Source organism: Proteus sp. G2675, from assembly GCF_963886535.1.
Classification (GTDB): Bacteria; Pseudomonadota; Gammaproteobacteria; order Enterobacterales; family Enterobacteriaceae; genus Proteus; species Proteus mirabilis.
Genome location: NZ_CAWPCB010000015.1, coordinates 1 through 21,783, shown reverse-complemented (window position 1 = coordinate 21,783; position 21,783 = coordinate 1). Strand labels below are relative to the sequence as shown.

Below are 21,783 nucleotides of genomic sequence, written 5' to 3'. Positions count from 1 at the left end.
CTCAGTCCTTAAAAGACGCTTAATAATATAATTTCTATTGGATGATTATTACCTTCACCAAATAGAGTATTACTGCAATGGTAAAGCAAAACTCACTTTTACCGTCTCCATGGGTACTTCTGTTTTTATGCTTTGAATGCTAGGAATTTGTGTTAAATAATCAGCGTGAAAACGGCGATAAGTGGCGAGATCTTTTGTCACAATGCGAATAAGTGCATCACATTCTCCCGCCATTAAATGGCATTCAACCACTTCGGGTAATACTTTTATCGCCTTTACAAATTCTTCAATAGTTTCAGCATCTTGTGCTCTGAACCAAATTCGCGCAAATAAAGATAATCCTGCATCAACTTTACTACCATCTAATACGGCAACATAACGCGTGATCACACCTGACTCTTCAAGTAAACGTACACGACGTAAACAAGGAGATGGTGAGAGTCCCACTTCTTTTGCCAGTTCGATGTTTTGAATTTTGCCATCGCGCTGTAACACTTGCAAAATATGCTTGTCTATCTTATCCAATTTTATTGACATCAAAGATTAACCTTAGTTCTATTTGTGGAATTTTATTGCCAATTAATTATTTTTGTTAGCAACAAAGCAACCCGATTTTTACGAAAATATCATATAATTTTTCAGCTAAATTGCACAGCAAAAACGATATTTTCTTCAATTGCTCAATCAGGTGAAAAATATGGAATTTAACACTTTGTTATTCTTTGCCCTTACAGTACTGCCTTTAATTTGCACACCTGGCCCCGATATTCTTTTTATCTCCTCACAAGGATTAGCGGGAGGAATAAAATCAGCGTGGTTTGCCAATATCGGTGTCATTTCAGGTTATATCACACATGCTATTCTTAGTGCTTTGGGTCTTGCAACGATAATGGCAACTTCTCCCATTTTCTTTTATCTACTAAAGTGGCTAGGTGTGATTTATATTACCTACTTAGCAATCAAAATGCTGATATCTGCCTGCCAAAAAGGCCAACTCACACTACATGCAGATAAAAAAACACATCTCTTTCGCAAGGGCTTTTTAACGAGTTTTCTTAATCCGAAAGGCTTACTCGTCTATCTGGCTATTTTACCAAATTTTATCAATAACCAGAATGATATCGCTATGCAATCTCTGCTTTTATCTGGGATATTTATCACTATTTGTCTATTTATCTATGGCTTTTTAGGTACGATTTTCGCTTATATTGGTTTAAAAGGCGGATTAAGTGATAAAGGACGCCGTTATAATGATGGCATTGCCGGCAGTTTACTTACCTTTGCAGCCGTTAATTTAGCCCTTAATTAGAGGGCTAGCATCACTTTATAGTGATATTTGCTCAATGCCGTGCAATATGACCATTTAACTGATGAATACGTACGCTAATGTTCTATTTACGACGTAATTTTCGACACCCTTCACCAATAATTTGCATTCCTTTTTCAGTCTGACCATTCCATTGAAAAGAAGAGTTTAAACGAAAAGCATGATTAAACTGTGAACTGGTCGAAAACATAGCACCTGGTGCAATACTCACCCCTCTTTCGAGAGCAAAATGGTACAATGTATTAGCATCAAAGCTTGGCTCGAATTCTAACCATAGGAAATAGCCTCCGACAGGAATATTCACTTTAACATCTTTAGGTAAATGCGTTTGTATGGCCTGTAACATACGATAACGTCTCTGCTCTAATAATAATCTTAAGCGACGTAGGTGCCCGTCATACCCCCCTTGTGATAAATAGTCAGCGATAGCTTGTTGTGTTGGCATACTCGCTGATACAGTACTCATCATTTGTAACTGCTGTATTTTAGTCGCATGTTTTCCGGCTGCGACCCACCCGACTCGAAATCCTGGCGCTAAACATTTAGAAAAAGAAGCGCAGTGCAATACGCTATTGGATTTATCAAAGCCTTTCACAGGCATTGGCGCCTTTGGACTATTATACAGTTCACCATAGACATCATCTTCAATTAAGGTTATCTGTTTTGCCGCTAAAATTTCTACTAGTCTGATTTTATTTTCATCAGGCATAGTGCCACCTAATGGATTTTGGCAATGACTCATCAACCAACACGCTTTAATGTCGTATTGTTCTACCACCTTCTCTAACTCATCTAAACAAATGCCTGTCACCGGATCGGTTTTGATGGCAATCGCTTTTAATCGTAAACGCTCTATCGCCTGTAATGCGCCATAAAAAGCAGGAGATTCTATGACAACCCAATCTCCTGGCTCAGTAACAGCTTGTAAACTAAAACTTAATGATTCCATCGCACCTGCGGTGATCACAATATCGTCAGGCGATACATGAATACCTTGCAGTGCATAGCGTTGGGCTATATTACGACGTAGTTTTTCATTACCAGGAGGTAAATTAATCACTGAACTTTGAGGGGCTAAATGTCTAGCGGCAGAGGCTAATGCTCGGCTTAATTTAGGTTGAATGAATAAACTGGGGTCTGGAAAGGCGGAACCGAACGGAATGATATTGGGATCTTTACAGGCTTGAAGAACATTGAATATAGAGGCGCTTATCTCAACATTTTCACTCATATGTAGCCCTTTGCTGGCAGTTACTTGAGCAAAACCGGTATTGCGATGTGCAACATAATAACCTGATTGCGGACGAGCGGTGATCCACCCTTGACTTTCTAACAGTTGATAAGATTGTAAAACGGTCATTAAACTCAAACCTGATTGTTTAACCGTATCCCGTAATGAGGGTAAACGATCGCCTGATTGCCAAATATTATCTTCAATTTGTTGGCGTATCTGTGCCGCAAGCTGTTCATATCGAGTCATATTCACCTATTCACCCTCAAACTGTTATAGTCATTTTTAAACTTATTGTCACTATTATAGTTTACTGTCATATGGTCTACTTATCCACACGATTTACCTGCTATTTACAGATCAGCGCGATTTGTATATCAAAATAATGAGGTTGTTTATGTTTGGGTTAAGTGCCTTTGATTTGGCGCGTATCCAATTTGCGTTTACCGTTTCTTTCCATATTATCTTCCCCGCAATTACTATAGGGCTAGCCAGCTTCTTAGCTGTCTTGGAAGGCTTATGGCTAAAAACTCGCAATAAGGATTACTTAGCGCTATTCCATTTTTGGTCAAAAATATTCGCTGTTAACTTTGCTATGGGCGTCGTCTCTGGTCTCGTTATGGCATATCAGTTCGGTACTAATTGGAGCTTTTTCTCCGATTTTGCCGGCTCTATCACCGGCCCTCTATTGACTTATGAAGTACTTACAGCATTCTTCTTAGAAGCTGGATTTCTAGGTGTGATGTTATTTGGCTGGAACAAAGTAGGTGAAAAATTACACTTTTTCGCCACTTGCATGGTGGCATTGGGTACATTAATGTCAACATTTTGGATTTTAGCCTCCAACAGTTGGATGCAAACACCACAGGGATTCGAAATCGTCAACAATCAAGTAGTTCCCGTTGATTGGCTAGCGGTTATTTTTAATCCTTCCTTCCCTTATCGTCTTGCTCATATGGGCGTTGCTGCATTTCTTGCTTCGGCATTCTTTATTGCCGCCTCGGCTTCATGGCATTTATTAAAAGGCAACAAGACATCTGCAATGAAGAAGATGCTCTCGATGTCTATATGGATTATCTTAATCTTAGCGCCTATTCAAGCACTTATTGGTGATATGCATGGTTTAAACACGTTAAAACATCAACCCGCCAAAATTGCCGCGATTGAAGGGCATTGGCAAAATAATCCTGGTGAGGCTACACCGTTAATTCTATTTGGTATACCGGATATGGATGAAGAAAAAACCAAATATGCCCTTCAAATTCCTTATTTAGGTAGCCTGATATTAACTCATAGTTTAGATAAACAAGTACCAGCACTAAAAGAATTTCCTAAAGATGATAGGCCAAATTCACTGATTGTTTTTTGGTCATTTCGTATTATGGTCGGCCTTGGCATGCTGATGATTTTAGTGGGTGTATGGGGCACATGGTTACGTTATAAGAAAAAATTATATCAATCTAACCTCTTCTTGCGATTCACTTTTCTAATGGCACCTTCAGGATTAATTGCCATTTTAGCGGGTTGGTTTACTACAGAAGTAGGTCGACAACCTTGGGTTGTGTATGGGATACAACGAACACGAGATGCGGTATCTGCTCATGGTGAAATGCATATGAGCATTAGCCTACTGATTTTCTTTATCGTTTATGGATCTGTATTCGGAATTGGATATGCCTATATGTTAAAACTTATCCGGAAAGGTGCGCCGGAGGTTCAAGATGGGAATTGATTTACCCGTTATTTGGTTCATCATCATCGTATTTAGCACATTAATGTATATTGTGATGGATGGCTTCGATCTCGGCATCGGCATGCTCTATCCTTTTATAAAAGAGAGAGAAGATCGCGATTTAATGATGAATACTGTCGCCCCGGTATGGGACGGCAATGAAACATGGCTAGTTTTAGGTGGTGCAGCGCTCTTTGGTGCGTTTCCTTTAGCGTATTCAGTGATCCTTGATGCTTTAGCCATGCCTTTAACTATCATGCTAGTTGCGCTTATTTTCAGGGGCGTTGCTTTTGAATTTCGCTTTAAAGCCGATGACACTCATAAATTTTTTTGGGATAACGCCTTTATTGTCGGCTCTCTATTAACCACCTTTATGCAAGGTATAGTCGTCGGTAGTATTGTTCAAGGTTTACCCATTATTGACCGTACTTTTGCTGGAAGCTATTTTGATTGGCTATCACCCTTTGCCCTGTTTTGTGGCTTTGGTCTAGTCATTGCCTACTCACTGTTAGGGTGTGGCTGGCTCATTATGAAAACTCAAGGCCATTTACAACAGAGTTTGTATAAAGTGATCTTGCCATTAACGTTCGTTATGCTAGCAGTGATAGCCATAGTCAGTTTATGGACACCATTAGCACAACCGGCGATTGCTGAACGTTGGTTTTCACTACCCAATATTTTCTTTTTCTTACCTGTACCACTGCTAGTGTTATATAGCGCTTGGTTGATTATTCGCGCAGTAAAGAAAAAAGGTCATTACTTACCTTTCTTTGCTTCTCTAGCGATTATATTTCTTGGTTTTACTGGGCTAGGGATTAGTATCTGGCCAAATATTATACCGCCGGCAATTAGTTTTATCGATGCATCAGCACCACCGGAAAGCCAAGGTTTTATGCTCGTTGGTGCGCTATTTATCATTCCCATTATTCTCGTTTATACATTCTGGAGTTATTACGTATTCAGAGGAAAAACCAATTATGAAGAAGGCTATCACTGATCCGAACCCTGAAACAAAACCCTCATTACTGAAAAAATGGGGTTGGTTAATTACTATTTGGTTTTGTAGTGTTTTAGCGCTATTTGCCGTTTCTTCGCTATTTCGTTTTTTAATGACGGCAGCGGGAATGAAAGTAAAGTAAAAAATCAATCAGGTAATACAAAAATAAAGCGGGATAAATTCCCGCTTTATTTTAGTTAAAAAAATTCCTCTTTTTAACTCGCGTTACTGTTAGTGACTCTCCCCTCATAAAAATACAAGCGCTTTAATTTGTTGATTTTTATTTTCTTTATTTACATCTTATTTGAACTACATCACGCTTCGACAAGTCAATCTTATTCATGGCTTTACTAAATTAGTGTTAATAGTGATAATGACTATCATTATTGATTGTAAATGATAATATATAACAAGTAATAAATAGCTTAGATGGGTTGGATAAACGTGAGTAATCAAGACAGCACGCAACAAAAGAATATTTATCGTCCTGCACCACCTCGTTTGGTGCAAGTAAAACGTATAGTAGATATCACGCCGGGCATGCGCTCTATTACCTTTACTAGCGATGACTTGGACAATTATCCAAGTCACACAGGGGGTGCCCATTTAAAAATATTTTTACCTGTAGAAGGCCAAACTAAACCAACAATTCCAACACTCACTGACAAAGGCCCTAGTTGGCCCGAAAACCAACCAAGAGCGATAGTACGAACTTACAGTGTGCGAGCTATTCGTCCTGAATTAAAAGAGCTTGATATTGAATTTGCGGTTCATGAAGATGCAGGTCCAGCCATTAATTTTGCTTTAAATGCCAAGGTAGGTGATTATATTGGCATTACTAATCCTGGAGGGCCTGATCCCCTATTGGCTCCCGCCTCTCATTACTATATGGCAGCCGATCCCAGCTCATTACCCGCTTTAATGGCATTAATTGAAACAATGTCACCCGATGTACAGGGTAAAGCGGTGATCCGCATAGAAAATGAATCCGATCGCCAAATTATTGATGCTCCTCAGGGACTAGAAATTGTTTGGTTAGTCGGCTCTGTTGAAACACAAACTCAGCCTCTGATTGATGAATTTATCTCTTGGTCGTTACCAAAGGAAGATGTGGCATTTTGGATCGCCGGAGAAGATAAAATTATCCGTGCACTAAGACGTTATATTCGTCGTGATAAAGGCTATGAGCGCGGACAGATTTATGCTATCCCTTATTGGCGTTTTGGCTTTAATGAAGAAGGTTATCATGCAGAGCGTCATCATGTTATGGATAATGAAGATGTAAGCTAAGCGTATTTTAGATAAAACGAGTTGGCTGTACCGGCAGCATATTAAGACCCTCATTTAATATGCTGCCTTTTTATAGGAATGATAATAGCGAAGAAATCTTTAATATTTAACTTATATAAACAATAATTCACCTAACACAACTCCTGACAAAACAAACAAAAAAACTATCAACTCATCAAAATTAAATAAATAACAGAAATAAAACCCAATTTACACAGTCAATTTAAACAAAAAAATATAAACCATTAAGCCAATCAAAAGTTTTCACTAAAATAATATTTAATTATTATTGAAACAGAACAGTAATTTAATTATTATACCGCAGCTTGACGTTACTCTTTATTAGCTAAAAATAACATATTGAACTTAATTTATTTATATTTTTAGAGTGAAGAGTTCAAAAACAATAGCAAATAATAATTTTATTATCTTCAATTGATTATTAGGATTTGACTGAGTCAAAAAATAATAGAGATTAACCTAAATCTATGTATTTTTACTATTGAATTAAGGATGAAAAATGAATTGGTACTTAGAGGTTATTAAAAATAATTATGCTAATTTTTCAGGTCGTGCGCGTCGAAAAGAATATTGGATGTTTATAGTGGTAAATACCATTATTTTAGCTGTGTTATATGGGATCATGTTCTCTTCTATCGACAGTTATACTGGTGAAATGAGTGGCACAGGCTTTGCTGCTTTGATTATTATCGGTATCTACTCTTTAGCAACTATTATTCCTAATATTGCCGTGACAGTGCGCCGTTTTCATGACCAAGATAGATCTGGTTGGATGGTTTTATTATCATTTATTCCTTTCGTTGGCGGACTGATCCTGTTTATTTTTATGTGTTTAGATGGTACTAGAGGTGAAAATAGATTTGGTCTTGATCCTAAAGCCTAATAGCTAATTAATTTCTATCTTAATACAGTGAGTAAACTATTTATATAATTTACTTACTGTGTTGATTCTCCTTTCTCTTACAGTTACTTCTCTTATCCCCTATTAGCATAGGATTTTATACCTGATTATTTTAAGTAATATTATCCACATACTATTATGCTCATGTATGCCATATAGTAATTTAAATAACATGAATGTTTTTTATCGGCAGCATATTAATACTCTTATTTAATATGCTGCCTTTTTTATTGCTATGCTAAAGAAATATTTTAATCACTATATGCTGCTAATACATGCTGACATAGACTAGAACGCACACAATCTTCTTCATTAAATTTAATGACACCAACACGCTCATTAGCTTGAAAACGACTTAGTGCATCTGCTAATCCTGAATTTACATTGGCAGGTAAATCGCATTGAGTAATATCACCGTTAACAATCACTGTCACATTTTCTCCCATTCGCGTTAAAAATAATTTCATTTGATTAATGGTGACATTTTGCGCTTCATCCAATATGACAAATGCATTTTCAAAAGTACGTCCTCGCATATAGGCAAATGGGGCTATTTCAACTTTGCCTATTTCAGGCCGTAAACAATATTGTAAAAAAGAGGCGCCTAAACGTTTAACTAATACATCATAGACAGGACGAAAATAAGGCGCGAATTTTTCTGCTATATCGCCAGGAAGAAAACCTAAATCTTCATCAGCTTGTAATACAGGCCGAGTAACAATAATTCGCTCTATCTCTTTATTAATAAGGGCATCAGCAGCCATTGCTGCACTTAAAAACGTTTTACCACACCCCGCTTCCCCTGTTGCAAAAACCAAATTTTGATGTTTAATAGCGTTCATATATTGGCGTTGAACTTCATTGCGAGGAGAGAGTGTTCGTTGATCACGTTTCTCTCTCGCCATACCAATTGTTTCTAGATCCCCAAATCCTGGTAAAACCATAACATTATCTCGATGGGCGGCATTACGTTGCTCTTTACGTAATGTACGTTTATTTTCTCTACGTAAACGTGTTGCTACTTTTTGTCTACTCATAATGGTATTTACCTTTGTTAGTCTCAAAAAGTCATCAGAACAATCATTGTTTGACTAGAAAATAAGGTGAGCCTCCCTCAGACTCTATTGCGCTGTAGAAAACAAAAAAGCCGGTCACAAACTTGAGCATTAAACATCAATGCACAGTTGCTACCAGCTTTGTCTTGGTGATTTAAAATTTTGATTGCTTCTGTCATTCATATTCCCCATCATGGAGTTAGAGTGAAAATTAACGAAGCTTTATGACAGTATAATGACAGAACAAAAATTTTTTCAATATTTAAGTCATTAATAACGCGATTAAGTTAACATTTTGCTAACAAAGAGCGCTATTGAGGGGAATAAAATGCGTTTTTTAAAATTACCTTTTATTTATTGGCTGCTACTCAATTGCATCCCATTTATTGGCTTTGAACTACACTCAGGCAATATAAAACCCGGTGTTTTTTTCTATTTAGGTGCTCTAACGATCATCACTTCAGGGATTTGGCTATTTTTCTGCCTTTACTTTTTTATCAAACATAATACATCTCCTAACCCTCACCAGACACCGCGCCATTTAGTCACCACAGGTCCATATAAAATAAGTAGAAATCCTATGTATCTTGGCTTTCTCGATATTAGTATTGGGCTGTTTTTTATTTTTGGTAACTGGGGATTTTTAGGGGCTGCGCTTGCCTTCTACTTTATTACCGATCGCTATACTATTGTGCAAGAAGAGAAAATATTAAGTGAGCGGTTTCCACAAGCGTGGCGACAATATTGCCGCCACGTTCGACGCTGGATATAACAGATGTAGACTAAAGCGCTTTACAGTTATTTGCTAATCGGTAACCCGCTTTAGTTGCTTCATTTTCGGTTTTAAAATATACCGCATTTTTATCTGACATGGTTCTATAACCAGTACAGTGTGAAAAATGATAAATTTTACTATTTAGATTACCTTTGATCTGCTCATCTTGGGAGACTGTGGGCGCTTTAGGCATTTCTATTTTGTCAGTTGTAGGACGATATGTTGCAGTTAATCCTGCACCACTATTTTTATGTCCTAACTGCCACTTCATTTGTCCCGTAACAAAGGGATTATGATGCCCAACAATGTTAGCAATTCGATTATCTCGCTCTCTTTCCCACGGTGTTGGTGGGTAAGCTTTATCCCATGCCATAAAAAGCTGTTGTTGTTGACGTGACATTGAGAGGTTATAACGATCATGTAAGTAGAAATAGACACGTGCAACTTGGCCTTTCACCTCATTACGAGGCTCAAAGGTGCGAGAAGCAAAATCGACCCGACTGCGACACTGGCCATATTGATAAGGCGCTTGAGATGATAATTGACCAAAGCTAAAATTACTGCGATCACCATTCACCTCTCCAATCGAAGGCGCTAGATTATGTAAATCAGCCTCAATTTTGCCAAAAATAGGATCGTTTTTAACACAGTTAGCTCGCCCACCATTTTGCCAGCATTGACGTTGATGACCAAAAACCCAAGCAGGGACGATATGTTCCCATTCAATGCGTGAAGCTCGGGTGGCTTGTGCCCTCACTTGATAACCACAACTGGCTAAATTAACACGTCCCCCCGATTTTCCTACCCACTCCCAATGACAACCACAATACAGCGTACCTTGATTGTTTTGATTTTGATCATAATAAATGCGTTCTCTGGCTAGCTGTTTTGCTTTAGTGAAATTTTCCGGTGCCTGTGCGGATACATGTAGCGTAATAATAAATAAACCTAACGCTAAAACAATATAGTGTAATATTTTTCTCAAAGTGCTATCTACCTTATACTCTCTTTTATTAAACCTAATAAGATTTATTATTAAATAACCAACTAATAATCTTATTTTTATTTGCGCTTACCATACCTTTTTTATTTATTTGAAGATATCTTTTTAATTCATTTTTTGATGGATTTACTAAAACAATACAAATGAAAAGTGCTAGAAAAAGGCGCTATTCATGTCATTGTGTAAAAACATCTTTGCTATGGTTTAAAGATTGGTATTTTAATGGAATAGATAAAATGAATGAGAATATGCTGAATTTAATGAATGAGCTCGTCGAAATAACCAAAAAGCATGCGAACAATGAAGATGTTAAAGCGCATGCTAATTTAGAGTCAGAAAATAAATTAAGAATTCAAATTATTATTTCTGGTAAAAACGAACTGGATATTACATTAAATTCGCTACAACATGCGGTATAAAGCATTTATACACTGGGACGTTTACGATATAACCACAATCCTGGTAAAGATAGCCCAATAGAAAGAGCACCCACAATAAATGAAGCTTTAAGAAAATTAGTCACTAAAGCTTCAAAAATTTCTTCGCTATAGCCTATTTGAGTCAACTTCACCACGGAGATCATCGCAACATAAGCATTGATCCCAGGAAACATAGGAATAATTGCTGCAACAGTGAAAACTTTTGGATGAGCTAACCACCAGCGTGACCATTGAATACCTATACAACCGACTAGAATAGCGGCACAAAAGCTTGCCCACTCAATATTCATACCACTGATCATTAATACCGTACGAGAGCCATGCCCTATTGCACCTAATAACGCACAATACTTTAATGCACGTAACGGTACATTAAATACCATTGCAAACCCCACCGCAGGTATTGCCGCTAAAATCATATCTTCAATTAGCGTTAGAATAATGTTGATTATGCCCAATCTCTTAACTCCCATACTGCCATCGCTAAAATAACCCCTAAGCAGGTAGCAAGTGTTAACATCGTCGCCATCGCCCAGCGTGCGAGTCCTGTATTAACATGACCTTTAAACATATCAGCAACAGCATTAATTAAAGGAAATCCAGGAACTAATAATAGAACGCTCGCGGCCATTGATATAGTGGCAGTAACTTGAAAATAAGGGAGTTTTAGCAATAAACCTGATACTGATGTCGCAACAAATGCCGTAATACAAAAGTTGATTAAAGGATTTACTTGACGATGAGTGAGGAGCTGACGAACCCACATTCCCATTCCTCCCCCCAAAGCAGAGACTAAAAAGCCATCCCAATCACCGCCATTCAATTTGGAAAAACATCCACAAGAAAGTGCAACCATAACAATAATTATCCAACGTGGATAACGTAGTGGTTTGATATGTTCAAAACGTTTCCTTGCTTCATCAATATCCGCGAGATGATGCTCAACTAAAATAACAATGTGCTGAACTTCGGTAACAACATGCATATTGATACCACGATCAACAATTTTTCGTGTTGAGGTTTGGCAATGACCATTAACTATTGTCGTTAATACCACCGCATTGGCTGAAATGGCCGTTTCAACTTGATGAACGCCTAAAGCCAGCCCAAGTCGCGTTGAGAGCTGTTCAACCAACATACTTTCAGCACCATGTTGTAACAACAATAGCGCCGTTTGAATACATAATTTCGTAATTTCACGCTGTTTATCTTGTGAAATGGCATATTCTTCAGCCATTATCTGATTATCCATACTACGCCTTAGTATTTATCAAAAAACGCGCCATAACCAATTGAAAGCTTATCAGTATAGTTCAATCATGACGCTATCGTCTTTCTATACTATTATGAATAATTAAAATATTTAAGGCTGAAAGTAGATCAAAGTTTTCTCTTACTATCATATGATTGTAATAAATATAAAATATAGTGATTATATTTCTCAAATAGTATTGATATTAGTCATCATATGTTGCCAAAGGAAATCAAGATCTTCCGGAATAGGTTGTGAATTAAATAACTGTTTTTTAAGTTCTTTTTCTTTTATATTACCAATATGAGAAATAAGCACAGGATAAACTACATTTTTAAAAAAATGTTTCCCGTGTATATATTGTTTTAATTGTTGATCTACTGTGCATGCATTTATTTCTTGCTTTTTATGCTTGAGTTTTTCTAATAATTGAGAAGGCTCAAGATATTGATGCCACTTTTGTAAAATTTGTTCAATTTTTACTGTATCATTGCTTGTATTAAGTTCTAATAACGATTCTTTAAATCCCAAACTTCTTAATCCTTCCCATAAAGGATTAATGATTGCCCATACCGCAGCATGATTTCGCCAATTTTCAAGCTGAGTCTCGATATCTTTCCTTAATGTTTCACATCCATTTTCTATGCTATTTTTCTTATTTTCAGGTAATGCAGACCAAATTTCATCAGGAAGAACAAGATAGTTCTCAATACAAAAACGAGGAAGAATGAATAAATTGGGTAATTGTTCTTGTTTTTCCTCAATTTTAGCATTATCCCATTCATCTCTATCGACAATACCAAGCCAATCTTGTTCTTGGGCTAAAATATCCAACACATTTTGTTTCTTGCCCGTGCTAGCAATAACCCAATACTGTTCCCAACTAGGAAACTTTTTTCTTAAAAAAGCGCCAAAAGCTAACTCATCATCACTGCCTTCAACTAATAATACTTTTTTAGTTGAGCTACCTACTTGTTGATCTTTTATTCGATTAATTGTTCCATCAATTTTCGACATTCACCGATCCTTTTAGCAAAGTAAGATCAATACGTGAACCAAAATTTTCATAGCGTTGCCAAACTTCTGTTGAGTGTGACGTTAAAATTAACTGCCCTTTCTTATTAGCCACAATATTTTCGATAGCCGCTAAGAGAGGTGCTATAACAGAAGGATGTAGATGTAGATCAGGTTCATCTATTAATACAATTCCTCCTGGTTTTAGCCAACGTTGGATTGTAAATAACATAATAAGTATTTGATGTTCGCCAGAACTTAACTCATCAAACGTATGTTGCCTTCCATTTGATAAAATAATCTGTTGACGTGTACCTGGAAGAATTTCACTATCAATTCTTTTATCTGAAAAAAAGTAATTTAAACTCTTTATCATGTTAGGGTATTCATTAGGCAGTGTCGCTTTTAAATTAAACAGTGAAGTTTCTATTTGCCCATTCCAATCATTAGTCACCGTATAAGTCGCGAGCCATGCTTGGTTAAGATCGTCTGGGTATAATGATTTTCTCGTTGCTGTTGGATTTACCCATTTACGCGCTTCTGCATCTAAATAGACAATATTAGGAATAGATAATTCTGGATCCAATTCATTATAAAGTGATTGAATACGTCTTTTCCCTAAATATTTATAGGTCTCAATCAGATTATCATTATGTTTATTTTCACTAGATGGAAAATATAATTTATTTTTCTTTTTATTATTTGAAATTTCACCTATCCACATTACATCTAAATAGTTTGTTACTACTTGGGAAAAAAAATCATCTGAACCATAAAAAAGTCCAATTTTAATCTTATCATCAGAAGAAAGATTAAAATCTTCAAAAATAATAGCGATCCCTCCCCAACGTTCTAACCATTTTCGTGTATTGCTCGCTGGAGCTAACGGTTGTTCAGTACTTAGCCAAATACCTAATGCTTCCCATAAAATAGCTATGCCCCGTAATAAAGTCGATTTACCACAACCATTATTACCGGTAAATAAAACTTGAGCTTCAATCTCATTAGACCAATCATCTTCTAACTTAATAACACCATCAGCTAATGGTCCTACAGATTGTGTATAAATTGAACTAATTCTCATTGGAATGCCCTGAAATGTTTACTTTAATAGCTAAAATACCATCTCTTTATTCTCGCGTCTTTACCTCTTTCACACAACGATAAAATATTCTCTTTCTATTGTTAACTTACATCATCAATATGACTATTACGCTTTCAAATTAGTATAAAAGCACCTTAGGATGCTTTTATACCTAACTTAAATTATTCATAATCCTTTATTTATTATTTATTGCCCAGAAGTTTATTAGCTTGAGCATAAGCCCCATCAAGGGTTTCTTCAACAAAGATAGGTACACCGTACACCGCAGAAACAACGGGAGATAACTGCATCAGTTGCTCTTTATCATTTGTTTGTTGATTGACGGTCATGATCATTCCAGCACAATATTGACTTAATGGCATTTTCCCTGTTTTCAGCCAGCGTCTAACGGCTTTCATGCCCTCCATATCCTCTTGTTCATTTTTCTTGTTGATAGGTGGGTAAACCAATACAAAGTTTTGTTTTTGAGCAAGCACTAAGTCCATTTCAGCAATCCAGTTATTAGCATGCTCTAACGTTTCTGGGAAAACCTGCATGGTAATAATGGGAAATTGGTCAACAGACATTATTGTAAAATTGTTATTATTCAACATATTGTTATCTCTCAGTTATTATCTTCACTTTAGATTAGAATAATTATCATTTACATTCAATAAAAAGGCTCTTTATTAGTGCACTGATCGCATTAATAGACAATTTTTGTCAGCAATAAATTTCTATCGACTTATATTATATTTATTCTTTTAATATATAAAACACTATAATTATTTTATATATTCTTTATAATTATTTTATTTTTAATAAATAAGCTATTCATAAAATGACCACTTTATAAATTTGAAAATATATTTAAAGTCATTTAAAGATTATCATGACAGAATTCATTAATTTATAACTAAGAGAAAATTAATATGGTAAGTTTTTTGAGAACAAAGTCCGCTGTCTTATTATCAATAGTTATTTTTCCTATTTTCTTTTTATTATCAGGCTGTTTTTCATTCGGGTTAATGTTATCAACTAAAAATGATAATGGCTATCATCGTTCTCATTGGAAAGGAGATTCAATTACCGCACTCTCTCTAGCAAAAGATAGTAACGGTACTAGCGGATGGGTATTTATTGGTGATCATTTTGATTATTTATTAATAAGAGGTGGAGATAACGCAGTAAATATTTTAAGAGATCCGCTTATCCACCATGATAAATTGAGCGTAGAAAATCCAGTTGAATTTATTATTGATAATCAAAAGAAGCAATTTAATGGGAAAATTAAAATAAATTATAACTGGATAACTCAAACCGATAAAGAAGCAGCACTAACTTACGGTTTTATATGTAAAAAAGATATAAACACCTGTTCACTAAAAATAGATAATTTACTTGGAACAGTTCATCAAAAAAATAAAGAACAAAAAAATGAGTATTTACTACCTTTTAACCATCCCTTTAATGTTGAATTCTACCAATACAAAGAAAATCTTATTGGTGCCAGCACACCAAGAATATTATTACCCGTTACTTTGGCGCTAGATATAGTCACATCTCCTTTACAATTGCTGATGATCCCAATACTAAGCAAGTAGTATCGATAAAATAATTTATTATCAAACACTAAATATTCTAGTTTGATTAATAAGGAGATAGCGTTATCTCTATCTCCTTTTATACCATATTATACTATGATGTTAGCCTATTTCATCGCTTATAGGATTAACGCACAACTAACACAGATTGTTTGGCGTAAGCCACAATTCCTGATGCATTAGAGCCTAATAAATGAGTTGAAATGCTAGGACGACGAGAGCCAACGACAATTAAATCCGCTTTAATTTTTTCTGCCAGCTCTAACACTTTATCTCTTGCTGAGCCAAATGCGGCAGAGAAATCAACTTGCTCTTTAGGTAAATCTACAGAATTAGCTAATTCTTGCAGTTGTTCTTGAACTCGTTCAATCGCTTTATTAGCAAAAGAGCTTAACATATCATAATGGTAGCTATAACTAATTGAAAAACGTGAAACATCAGGAATAGCATGAAACAAATGGATCTTAGCCCCTTCAAGCTTTGCAATATAAACAGCGTGTTGTAAAGCCTTTTCGGTTAATTCATCTTCTGAAATATCCACGGGCACTAGAATTGTCTTATACATAGCAACTCCTCATTATTAATTATCGTCTGTTTGTTATTTTGATTTTTTCAACCAACAGTATGATTGCTAATCCTCTTCAAGATGCCATTTATGTAATTGTCGATGAATAAAAGGGGTCACCACTAATCCAATCGATAAAATAAAAACACACTGAAGAAACAAACCATAAATCGCAATAAAAAAACGCCCTGTTGGTGTTGCAGGCGCAGGCTCTACCGGTTGACCACTTAACATTGATATTGCGTTTAATGAGGACTCCATAAAAGTATGTCCTTCAATAAAATAGAACCCTAGCACGCCCGGTAATAATCCTAAAAAAAAGAATACAGTACCTATTATATAGTAGCGTAGAATACGTAGAATAAAATGGTCGAGCCTTAAAAGTTCTTGTGTAAATTTTTCCATCCCATTGACTCTATTAATGCGCAACCCAATGAAAATAATTTAATAATGGTAAAATAGATAATTTAAAAGAGAAAAAATAGGTTATGAAACCTCATAACCTATTAGCATGTGTCAATTAACGAACCACTAACACAGAAATATCTGCATAACGAACAACGCCTGCGGCCGTAGAGCCTAATAAATGTGTGCTAATGTTGGGTCTACGAGAGCCGATAACAATTAAATCTGCTTGAATATCTTTTGCTGTCGTTAAAATTTCATCACGGGGAGAGCCAAAAGTGACAGTGTAAGCCACTTTTTCAGCAGGCAGATCCACCGAATCCACCAGCATTTGCATATCATTTTCGGCTTTTACTGTCGCTTTGTCTTTAATTTCGGGATAACCCAGTGAATAAGCATTAATAATGGCTGAAGAGATAGGAAGCACATGGATAAGATGTAAATTAGCTCCTGTTTCTTTGGCTAAATAAACCGCATGGCGTACTGCTTTACTGGTTAACTCTTCTTCTACAATATCGATAGGCACTAAAATTGTTTTATACATAATAACTCCTCTCAACTCTCCATTTGCCTTAATAGTATCGCAATAACCTCAAGATTACTGTGAGTCAATTAACTAAAACCAACCTAATATCAATTATCAATCGGCTTTAAGTATTAATGAGTTACTACAAAAAATAAACTACTCAGTTAAAATAAATCAGTGCTGTGCTGTTGGTGGGTTGCCCACATTTGGTTGCGAACCGCACGGATGGTATCAATAAGCTCTGATGCGGTTAATCCTATTGGCCCTATTCCTTGTTTTATTAATTGGTCTGCGGCTATACCATGTATCCATACGGCACTCGGCACAGCCTCTGCGATTGGCATACCTTGTGCTAAAAAACTTGCCATGACACCGGTTAATACATCACCGCTCCCTGCTGTCGATAATCCACTGTTCCCTGTTGTATTTACTGTGATATCTCCTTGAGGTGAAGCAATCACCGTTCCTTGTCCTTTCACTATGGCCCAGCAATGATATTGGCGTGTAATTTCTATTGCAGCTTGTTGACGGTTATTTTGAATATCAGCAACATCACAATGAAGTAAAGTTGCGGCCTCTTTCGGATGGGGTGTTAATACACAATTAGCGGTTAACTTAGTGTTAATATGCGATAAGTTTAATTGAGCCAATAACACCAGCGCATCGGCATCAAAAACATAAGGTATTTTCTCGTTACGTTGTGCTAGTACTGTAGTCAGCAATTGTTCCGAATCAGAGGAGAGCCCTAAACCGCAGCCAATCGCCCATGCTGATATTTGTGGTTGCTCTAATAATGTTATGGCTGTTTGTAGCATCAGTTCGGGTGCACTATCAATAAAAGGCAGTGGCAATTGTGGTTGTGCAAAGCCCAAAAAGACTTTACCACACCCTGCTTTAAGCGCACTTTTTCCCGCCAAAACAATCGCACCACTCATGCCTTCTGAGCTGCCGATAATGGCTAATGTACCAAAAGTGCCTTTATGTGTATTTCCCATATTTCGCTGAGCGAGTGCAGGATAGTGAGATATTGCTTGTAATAGTTGCTCTCTGTTCATCTATTATTCCTCATATTCCTCACCTTTTATTGCTGAGTGTTTATTTTTATATCAAACCGCATGAAACGGTAATGGGTAATTTAAAGTATAGCGTGATATCGATGACATAATCATAATAAGAGTGTGCTAGCGGAAATGATTTCTTATCTACTATTTGTTTATTCGTTTTATTCATTTATTTCTTTTATGGGCGATAAGAAAAGCTATTCATACCAGATGAATACAATGTTATTCTGTTACTAGGCATTATTTTTAGGTTAATAAACAAACGATATAAAGGGAAATTCACCATGAATGAGAAGTTTAAAACACAAGCAGATGTTGAAACATTAGCGCAAGAAGTTGCATGCCTAAAAACGCTTGTGACTTATATGTTAAAAGCATTAGGTCAAGCAGATGCTGGACGCGTTATCTTAAATATTGAGCGAGCTATTTCCGAAGTTGCTGATGAACAACAAGCAGAAACCTTCCGCAACACATTAAACCAAATTAAAACAGCTTATCGTCAATAATGATATTGACGTCATCAAAGTGCAATTGCGCATGATTTTAATTTATTGTCGCTTCTTTTTGTGCTGCACAAATAAGCAAAAAGTAAATCTGAAAAGTCTATATACTTAATTCCGAAATAAACCATTCTTTATTCATTTAACTGCCCCTCTATTGTTATAGAGGGGATTTTTTTATCTGTAATAAATAACTAATGTTAATCCTATTCTGATTTAACGCTATATGGGTTTATATGTTACACTTACAGTGTACGCACCAAAATAAACCATGAGGCTTATAATGAAACCACTTCTGTTATCCCTGCTTTTACTTCCTGCTGTTGCATTTGCTAACCCAAGTAAAATGGCTGAAGATTATTGCAATACATTCAAAGATATCTCAGTAAAAGCTTATGATACTAATGAAGTGCCTGAGAAAATCGCCAAAGACGCATTAGCAACATTGAAATCTCAAAACTTTGATTTTGCAAAACTAGATGCAACGGAAGCTGATTTTTCTAATGGCACCGTTGAAGTTGTTAAATCTTTACGTGATGCAAAAGCAGAAATTGGTTCACGTGAAGAGTTCCAAGAAGGCTTAACGCAAATTGTTGCGGCATGTAAAATTCAAATGGATTCTGTTTTACAAGAGCAGAAAAAATAATCCATTGACTGCCTTAAATGATTAAGCGCAGAGTCCAAGGAGCAGAAATAATCCTGCTCTTTTTTTATTAACCCCCCTATTTCATTTCTTACGTTTAACCCTGCTAACTTTTCCCTGCCGCTATTTATTGTGCATGATAGTATCCATCTATTGCGATTAAGGTTTATAATACTTTAGTAAATAATCATTAGAACTGGCCATAACAAGGAGATATTGTGAGCAACGAACAATCCATCCAGCGATTAAGAAGACTACGCCAGTCAGAGAACCTGCGCGCGCTGTTTCAAGAAACGACACTCAGCAAAAATGATCTAGCACTACCTATTTTCGTTGAAGAAGGCTTAGAGGATTATCAGCCGATCAAAAGTATGCCAGGTGTGGTACGTATTCCTGAAAAACGCCTTGCTTATGAAATTGAGCGTATCGCTAAAGCGGGTATCAAAACGGTCATGACCTTTGGTGTCTCACACCATCTTGATGAAACAGGTAGCGATGCTTGGAAAAGCGACGGTCTAGTTTCTCGCATGTCTCGTATTTGTAAAGATGCTGTACCAGAAATGATTGTTATGTCAGATACTTGTTTCTGTGAATATACTTCACACGGACACTGTGGCGTTTTACATGGTGAACATGTCGATAATGATGAAACTATCCATAATTTAGGTCTACAGGCGGTTGCCGCCGCACAAGCTGGTGCTGATTTTATTGCTCCCTCTGCCGCAATGGATGGTCAAGTTGCCGCTATTCGTGCTGCCTTAGATCAAGCAGGATTTACCGATACCGGTATTGTTTCCTACTCAACTAAATTTGCCTCTGCATTATATGGTCCATTCCGTGATGCTGCTGGCTCTCGCTTAATTGGTGATCGTAAAACATATCAAATGAATCCGATGAATCGTCGGGAAGCTATCCGCGAATCATTGATTGATGAGCAAGAAGGTGCGGATATGTTAATGGTTAAGCCTGCTGGTGCTTATTTAGATATTATTCGTGATGTTCGTGAACGTACACTATTACCGTTAGCAGCCTACCAAATTAGTGGGGAGTATGCGCAAATCAAATTTGCTGCATTAGCGGGTGCTATCGATGAAGATCGCGTGGTAATGGAAACACTAGGCTCCATTAAACGCGCAGGTGCTGATTTAATTCTCTCTTACTTTGCGCTTGATTTAGCAGAAAGAAATCTACTTTAATCACCCTTGTATCTAGATGACAAGTGAATAGATCACTAGGAATCTTCAGTATATGACTAACCCCACCACTAAAAACATGGCGGTTAGATACGCTAAATACTTCAAGTTATAACGATAATTTGAAGTATTTTTCACCCTATATTATGAGGCGACTATGGATAACTGTATTTTCTGTCAAATTGTAGCGGGAAAAGCACCTTGCCATAAAATTTGGGAGGATGAACATCATCTTGCGTTTCTTTCAATCTTCCCTAATACCAAGGGTTTTACGGTTGTTATTCCGAAAAAACACTATCCAAGTTATGCTTTTGATTTAAGCGATGAAGCCTTAGCGTTATTGATCATCGCCACTAAAAAAGTGGCAAAAATCCTAGATAAAACATTCCCAGATGTGTCACGCACGGGAATGTTTTTTGAAGGTTTTGGCGTTGATCATGTTCATAGCAAACTCAGCCCAATGCACGGCACGGGTGATATGACAAAATGGGCGCCCATTGAAAACAAACAAAAGGTTTTCTTTGATAACTACCCTGGCTATCTTTCATCTCATGATTTTGAGCGCGCAAATGATGAGGAATTAGCGCAATTAGCTGCGCTTATTCGCCAAAATAGTCAGTAATTGATCCAGCCATAATAAACTAATAGTAATAACGGATAAGCATTTATTACTTATCCGTTATTAGTTAATATTACACAATTATTCTTTATCCAAAGCACCGTAAAACCCCGTCCTTCAGGTCGGGGATATAAGGCGCGGTTTTTTAACTAACTAGGTGTTTCCTGTTGCTCTATGTACTGGCGGATAATGGATATTGGTGCGCCACCACAACTCCCCGCGAAATAACTCGGCGACCAAAGAACCCCCTTGTAGTAATCACGTTGGGCAATATCAGGACGATCACGTCGAAGTAATCGACTCGATACCCCTTTAAGGCTGTTAACCAGATTAGATATCGCCAGTTTTGGCGGGTAATTAATCAGTAAATGAACGTGCTCCCGTTCCCCATCCATTTCAACCAGTTCAACATCAAAATCAGCACAAACACTGGCAAAGTAGCCCCGCAATTTTTCAATTGCATCCTGATCAAATATTTTTCACCGGTATTTTGTGACAAAGACCAAATGGACGTGCATCAGGAATACACAATGTCTGCCACGGCG

General features: G+C 36.7%; 26 protein-coding genes and 1 pseudogene. 13 read left to right on the top strand and 14 right to left on the bottom strand.

Annotation, left to right across the window (positions count from 1 at the left end; genetic code table 11):
* Positions 1–69: 69 nt before the first annotated feature.
* On the bottom strand, positions 70–537 hold the full coding sequence (locus AACQ49_RS04465) for an Lrp/AsnC family transcriptional regulator (RefSeq protein WP_004243182.1): 468 nt from the start codon (positions 535–537) through the stop codon (positions 70–72).
* A gap of 160 nt (positions 538–697) precedes the next feature.
* On the opposite strand from AACQ49_RS04465, the gene AACQ49_RS04460 reads away from it, so the two are divergent.
* Complete coding sequence (locus AACQ49_RS04460; protein ID WP_004250963.1) at positions 698–1,309, top strand: LysE family translocator; 612 nt, start codon at positions 698–700, stop codon at positions 1,307–1,309.
* 82 nt (positions 1,310–1,391) lie between these two features.
* Here AACQ49_RS04460 and AACQ49_RS04455 read toward each other — a convergent pair whose 3' ends face one another.
* Complete coding sequence (locus tag AACQ49_RS04455; protein ID WP_004248187.1) at positions 1,392–2,807, bottom strand: aminotransferase-like domain-containing protein; 1,416 nt, start codon at positions 2,805–2,807, stop codon at positions 1,392–1,394.
* A gap of 148 nt (positions 2,808–2,955) precedes the next feature.
* On the opposite strand from AACQ49_RS04455, the gene AACQ49_RS04450 reads away from it, so the two are divergent.
* The 5 genes from AACQ49_RS04450 to AACQ49_RS04430 all read left to right on the top strand — a co-directional run bounded on the left by AACQ49_RS04450 (position 2,956) and on the right by AACQ49_RS04430 (position 7,481).
* Positions 2,956–4,290, top strand: coding sequence for a cytochrome ubiquinol oxidase subunit I (locus AACQ49_RS04450; protein WP_012367992.1), 1,335 nt, complete (start codon positions 2,956–2,958; stop codon positions 4,288–4,290).
* A complete protein-coding gene (gene cydB, locus AACQ49_RS04445; RefSeq protein WP_161778904.1) occupies positions 4,280–5,287 on the top strand; it encodes a cytochrome d ubiquinol oxidase subunit II in 1,008 nt (335 codons plus the stop codon). The genes AACQ49_RS04450 and cydB overlap by 11 nt, the downstream gene beginning before the upstream one ends.
* Complete coding sequence (locus AACQ49_RS04440) at positions 5,268–5,429, top strand: DUF2474 domain-containing protein (protein WP_004243187.1); 162 nt, start codon at positions 5,268–5,270, stop codon at positions 5,427–5,429. Before cydB ends, AACQ49_RS04440 begins: the two co-directional genes overlap by 20 nt.
* 287 nt (positions 5,430–5,716) lie before the next feature.
* The gene (locus tag AACQ49_RS04435) at positions 5,717–6,577 is read left to right on the top strand and encodes a siderophore-interacting protein (protein ID WP_004243188.1); all 861 of its coding nucleotides are present in this window, start codon (positions 5,717–5,719) and stop codon (positions 6,575–6,577) included.
* A 520-nt stretch (positions 6,578–7,097) separates the two neighbouring features.
* Positions 7,098–7,481, top strand: coding sequence for a DUF805 domain-containing protein (locus AACQ49_RS04430; RefSeq protein WP_004243189.1), 384 nt, complete (start codon positions 7,098–7,100; stop codon positions 7,479–7,481).
* 269 nt (positions 7,482–7,750) lie between these two features.
* Here AACQ49_RS04430 and phoH read toward each other — a convergent pair whose 3' ends face one another.
* The gene (gene phoH / locus AACQ49_RS04425) at positions 7,751–8,536 is read right to left on the bottom strand and encodes a phosphate starvation-inducible protein PhoH (protein WP_012367995.1); all 786 of its coding nucleotides are present in this window, start codon (positions 8,534–8,536) and stop codon (positions 7,751–7,753) included.
* A gap of 346 nt (positions 8,537–8,882) precedes the next feature.
* Here phoH and AACQ49_RS04420 point away from each other — a divergent pair, with 346 nt between their 5' ends.
* Positions 8,883–9,326: a methyltransferase family protein gene (locus AACQ49_RS04420; RefSeq protein ID WP_012367996.1), complete on the top strand. Its 444-nt coding sequence runs from the start codon at positions 8,883–8,885 to the stop codon at positions 9,324–9,326.
* 10 nt (positions 9,327–9,336) lie between these two features.
* Here the strand turns inward: AACQ49_RS04420 and AACQ49_RS04415 are convergent, their stop codons facing one another.
* A complete protein-coding gene (locus AACQ49_RS04415) occupies positions 9,337–10,314 on the bottom strand; it encodes an endonuclease (protein WP_115286795.1) in 978 nt (325 codons plus the stop codon).
* 254 nt (positions 10,315–10,568) lie between these two features.
* Between AACQ49_RS04415 and AACQ49_RS04410 the strand changes: the two genes are divergently transcribed.
* Positions 10,569–10,751 (top strand): hypothetical protein, encoded by a 183-nt coding sequence (locus AACQ49_RS04410; protein WP_004248195.1) that lies wholly within the window; start codon positions 10,569–10,571, stop codon positions 10,749–10,751.
* 5 nt (positions 10,752–10,756) lie between these two features.
* On the opposite strand, the gene AACQ49_RS04405 is transcribed toward AACQ49_RS04410, so the two are convergent.
* The 5 genes from AACQ49_RS04405 to AACQ49_RS04385 all read right to left on the bottom strand — a co-directional run bounded on the left by AACQ49_RS04405 (position 10,757) and on the right by AACQ49_RS04385 (position 14,736).
* The gene (locus AACQ49_RS04405; protein ID WP_004243197.1) at positions 10,757–11,245 is read right to left on the bottom strand and encodes a threonine/serine exporter; all 489 of its coding nucleotides are present in this window, start codon (positions 11,243–11,245) and stop codon (positions 10,757–10,759) included.
* Positions 11,221–12,024, bottom strand: coding sequence for a threonine/serine exporter family protein (locus AACQ49_RS04400; protein WP_004243198.1), 804 nt, complete (start codon positions 12,022–12,024; stop codon positions 11,221–11,223). The genes AACQ49_RS04405 and AACQ49_RS04400 overlap by 25 nt, the downstream gene beginning before the upstream one ends.
* Before the next feature lie 189 nt (positions 12,025–12,213).
* Positions 12,214–13,041: a DUF4435 domain-containing protein gene (locus tag AACQ49_RS04395; RefSeq protein WP_049202927.1), complete on the bottom strand. Its 828-nt coding sequence runs from the start codon at positions 13,039–13,041 to the stop codon at positions 12,214–12,216.
* Positions 13,028–14,122, bottom strand: coding sequence for an AAA family ATPase (locus AACQ49_RS04390; RefSeq protein ID WP_004248199.1), 1,095 nt, complete (start codon positions 14,120–14,122; stop codon positions 13,028–13,030). The genes AACQ49_RS04395 and AACQ49_RS04390 overlap by 14 nt, the downstream gene beginning before the upstream one ends.
* A 203-nt stretch (positions 14,123–14,325) precedes the next feature.
* A complete protein-coding gene (locus tag AACQ49_RS04385) occupies positions 14,326–14,736 on the bottom strand; it encodes a hypothetical protein (RefSeq protein ID WP_004243201.1) in 411 nt (136 codons plus the stop codon).
* A 318-nt stretch (positions 14,737–15,054) separates the two neighbouring features.
* On the opposite strand from AACQ49_RS04385, the gene AACQ49_RS04380 reads away from it, so the two are divergent.
* Positions 15,055–15,726: a YidX family protein gene (locus tag AACQ49_RS04380; protein ID WP_004248200.1), complete on the top strand. Its 672-nt coding sequence runs from the start codon at positions 15,055–15,057 to the stop codon at positions 15,724–15,726.
* Positions 15,727–15,853: 127 nt separating this feature from the next.
* On the opposite strand, the gene AACQ49_RS04375 is transcribed toward AACQ49_RS04380, so the two are convergent.
* The 4 genes from AACQ49_RS04375 to AACQ49_RS04360 all read right to left on the bottom strand — a co-directional run bounded on the left by AACQ49_RS04375 (position 15,854) and on the right by AACQ49_RS04360 (position 18,277).
* Positions 15,854–16,291 (bottom strand): universal stress protein, encoded by a 438-nt coding sequence (locus AACQ49_RS04375; RefSeq protein WP_004243203.1) that lies wholly within the window; start codon positions 16,289–16,291, stop codon positions 15,854–15,856.
* 66 nt (positions 16,292–16,357) lie between these two features.
* Positions 16,358–16,696, bottom strand: coding sequence for a hypothetical protein (locus AACQ49_RS04370; protein ID WP_004243204.1), 339 nt, complete (start codon positions 16,694–16,696; stop codon positions 16,358–16,360).
* A gap of 115 nt (positions 16,697–16,811) precedes the next feature.
* Entirely contained in the window at positions 16,812–17,240 is a 429-nt protein-coding gene (locus tag AACQ49_RS04365; protein WP_004243205.1) for a universal stress protein, read from the bottom strand.
* Between the two features lie 146 nt (positions 17,241–17,386).
* Positions 17,387–18,277 carry an NAD(P)H-hydrate dehydratase gene (locus AACQ49_RS04360; protein WP_004243206.1) on the bottom strand — a complete coding sequence of 297 codons (891 nt, stop codon included), beginning with the start codon at positions 18,275–18,277 and terminating at the stop codon, positions 17,387–17,389.
* Between the two features lie 290 nt (positions 18,278–18,567).
* Here AACQ49_RS04360 and AACQ49_RS04355 point away from each other — a divergent pair, with 290 nt between their 5' ends.
* The 4 genes from AACQ49_RS04355 to AACQ49_RS04340 all read left to right on the top strand — a co-directional run bounded on the left by AACQ49_RS04355 (position 18,568) and on the right by AACQ49_RS04340 (position 21,241).
* Positions 18,568–18,789 (top strand): DUF2594 family protein, encoded by a 222-nt coding sequence (locus AACQ49_RS04355; RefSeq protein WP_012367999.1) that lies wholly within the window; start codon positions 18,568–18,570, stop codon positions 18,787–18,789.
* A 277-nt stretch (positions 18,790–19,066) separates the two neighbouring features.
* Complete coding sequence (locus tag AACQ49_RS04350) at positions 19,067–19,429, top strand: hypothetical protein (RefSeq protein WP_237612798.1); 363 nt, start codon at positions 19,067–19,069, stop codon at positions 19,427–19,429.
* Positions 19,430–19,644: 215 nt separating this feature from the next.
* The gene (gene hemB, locus AACQ49_RS04345; protein ID WP_012368000.1) at positions 19,645–20,622 is read left to right on the top strand and encodes a porphobilinogen synthase; all 978 of its coding nucleotides are present in this window, start codon (positions 19,645–19,647) and stop codon (positions 20,620–20,622) included.
* A gap of 154 nt (positions 20,623–20,776) precedes the next feature.
* A complete protein-coding gene (locus tag AACQ49_RS04340; RefSeq protein ID WP_004243211.1) occupies positions 20,777–21,241 on the top strand; it encodes an HIT family protein in 465 nt (154 codons plus the stop codon).
* A gap of 146 nt (positions 21,242–21,387) precedes the next feature.
* On the opposite strand, the pseudogene tnpA reads toward AACQ49_RS04340, so the two are convergent.
* Positions 21,388–21,783 (bottom strand): annotated as a pseudogene (tnpA, locus tag AACQ49_RS04335) (IS200/IS605 family transposase); the annotation flags it as partial.

Bases quoted from the DNA above. Each gene is read 5' to 3' on its own strand.
- AACQ49_RS04400 (WP_004243198.1), bottom strand. From the start codon at position 12,024: ATGGATAATCAGATAATGGCTGAAGAATATGCCATTTCACAAGATAAA.
- AACQ49_RS04360 (WP_004243206.1), bottom strand. From the start codon at position 18,277: ATGAACAGAGAGCAACTATTACAAGCAATATCTCACTATCCTGCACTC.
- AACQ49_RS04380 (WP_004248200.1), top strand. From the start codon at position 15,055: ATGGTAAGTTTTTTGAGAACAAAGTCCGCTGTCTTATTATCAATAGTT.
- AACQ49_RS04455 (WP_004248187.1), bottom strand. From the start codon at position 2,807: ATGACTCGATATGAACAGCTTGCGGCACAGATACGCCAACAAATTGAA.
- AACQ49_RS04365 (WP_004243205.1), bottom strand. From the start codon at position 17,240: ATGTATAAAACAATTTTAGTGCCTATCGATATTGTAGAAGAAGAGTTA.
- AACQ49_RS04375 (WP_004243203.1), bottom strand. From the start codon at position 16,291: ATGTATAAGACAATTCTAGTGCCCGTGGATATTTCAGAAGATGAATTA.
- AACQ49_RS04465 (WP_004243182.1), bottom strand. From the start codon at position 537: ATGTCAATAAAATTGGATAAGATAGACAAGCATATTTTGCAAGTGTTA.
- AACQ49_RS04370 (WP_004243204.1), bottom strand. From the start codon at position 16,696: ATGGAAAAATTTACACAAGAACTTTTAAGGCTCGACCATTTTATTCTA.
- AACQ49_RS04435 (WP_004243188.1), top strand. From the start codon at position 5,717: ATGGGTTGGATAAACGTGAGTAATCAAGACAGCACGCAACAAAAGAAT.
- AACQ49_RS04385 (WP_004243201.1), bottom strand. From the start codon at position 14,736: ATGTTGAATAATAACAATTTTACAATAATGTCTGTTGACCAATTTCCC.
- AACQ49_RS04395 (WP_049202927.1), bottom strand. From the start codon at position 13,041: ATGTCGAAAATTGATGGAACAATTAATCGAATAAAAGATCAACAAGTA.
- AACQ49_RS04410 (WP_004248195.1), top strand. From the start codon at position 10,569: ATGAATGAGAATATGCTGAATTTAATGAATGAGCTCGTCGAAATAACC.
- AACQ49_RS04355 (WP_012367999.1), top strand. From the start codon at position 18,568: ATGAATGAGAAGTTTAAAACACAAGCAGATGTTGAAACATTAGCGCAA.
- AACQ49_RS04420 (WP_012367996.1), top strand. From the start codon at position 8,883: ATGCGTTTTTTAAAATTACCTTTTATTTATTGGCTGCTACTCAATTGC.
- AACQ49_RS04405 (WP_004243197.1), bottom strand. From the start codon at position 11,245: ATGGGAGTTAAGAGATTGGGCATAATCAACATTATTCTAACGCTAATT.
- AACQ49_RS04430 (WP_004243189.1), top strand. From the start codon at position 7,098: ATGAATTGGTACTTAGAGGTTATTAAAAATAATTATGCTAATTTTTCA.
- AACQ49_RS04460 (WP_004250963.1), top strand. From the start codon at position 698: ATGGAATTTAACACTTTGTTATTCTTTGCCCTTACAGTACTGCCTTTA.
- phoH (WP_012367995.1), bottom strand. From the start codon at position 8,536: ATGAGTAGACAAAAAGTAGCAACACGTTTACGTAGAGAAAATAAACGT.
- cydB (WP_161778904.1), top strand. From the start codon at position 4,280: ATGGGAATTGATTTACCCGTTATTTGGTTCATCATCATCGTATTTAGC.
- AACQ49_RS04340 (WP_004243211.1), top strand. From the start codon at position 20,777: ATGGATAACTGTATTTTCTGTCAAATTGTAGCGGGAAAAGCACCTTGC.
- AACQ49_RS04390 (WP_004248199.1), bottom strand. From the start codon at position 14,122: ATGAGAATTAGTTCAATTTATACACAATCTGTAGGACCATTAGCTGAT.
- AACQ49_RS04440 (WP_004243187.1), top strand. From the start codon at position 5,268: ATGAAGAAGGCTATCACTGATCCGAACCCTGAAACAAAACCCTCATTA.
- AACQ49_RS04350 (WP_237612798.1), top strand. From the start codon at position 19,067: ATGAAACCACTTCTGTTATCCCTGCTTTTACTTCCTGCTGTTGCATTT.
- AACQ49_RS04450 (WP_012367992.1), top strand. From the start codon at position 2,956: ATGTTTGGGTTAAGTGCCTTTGATTTGGCGCGTATCCAATTTGCGTTT.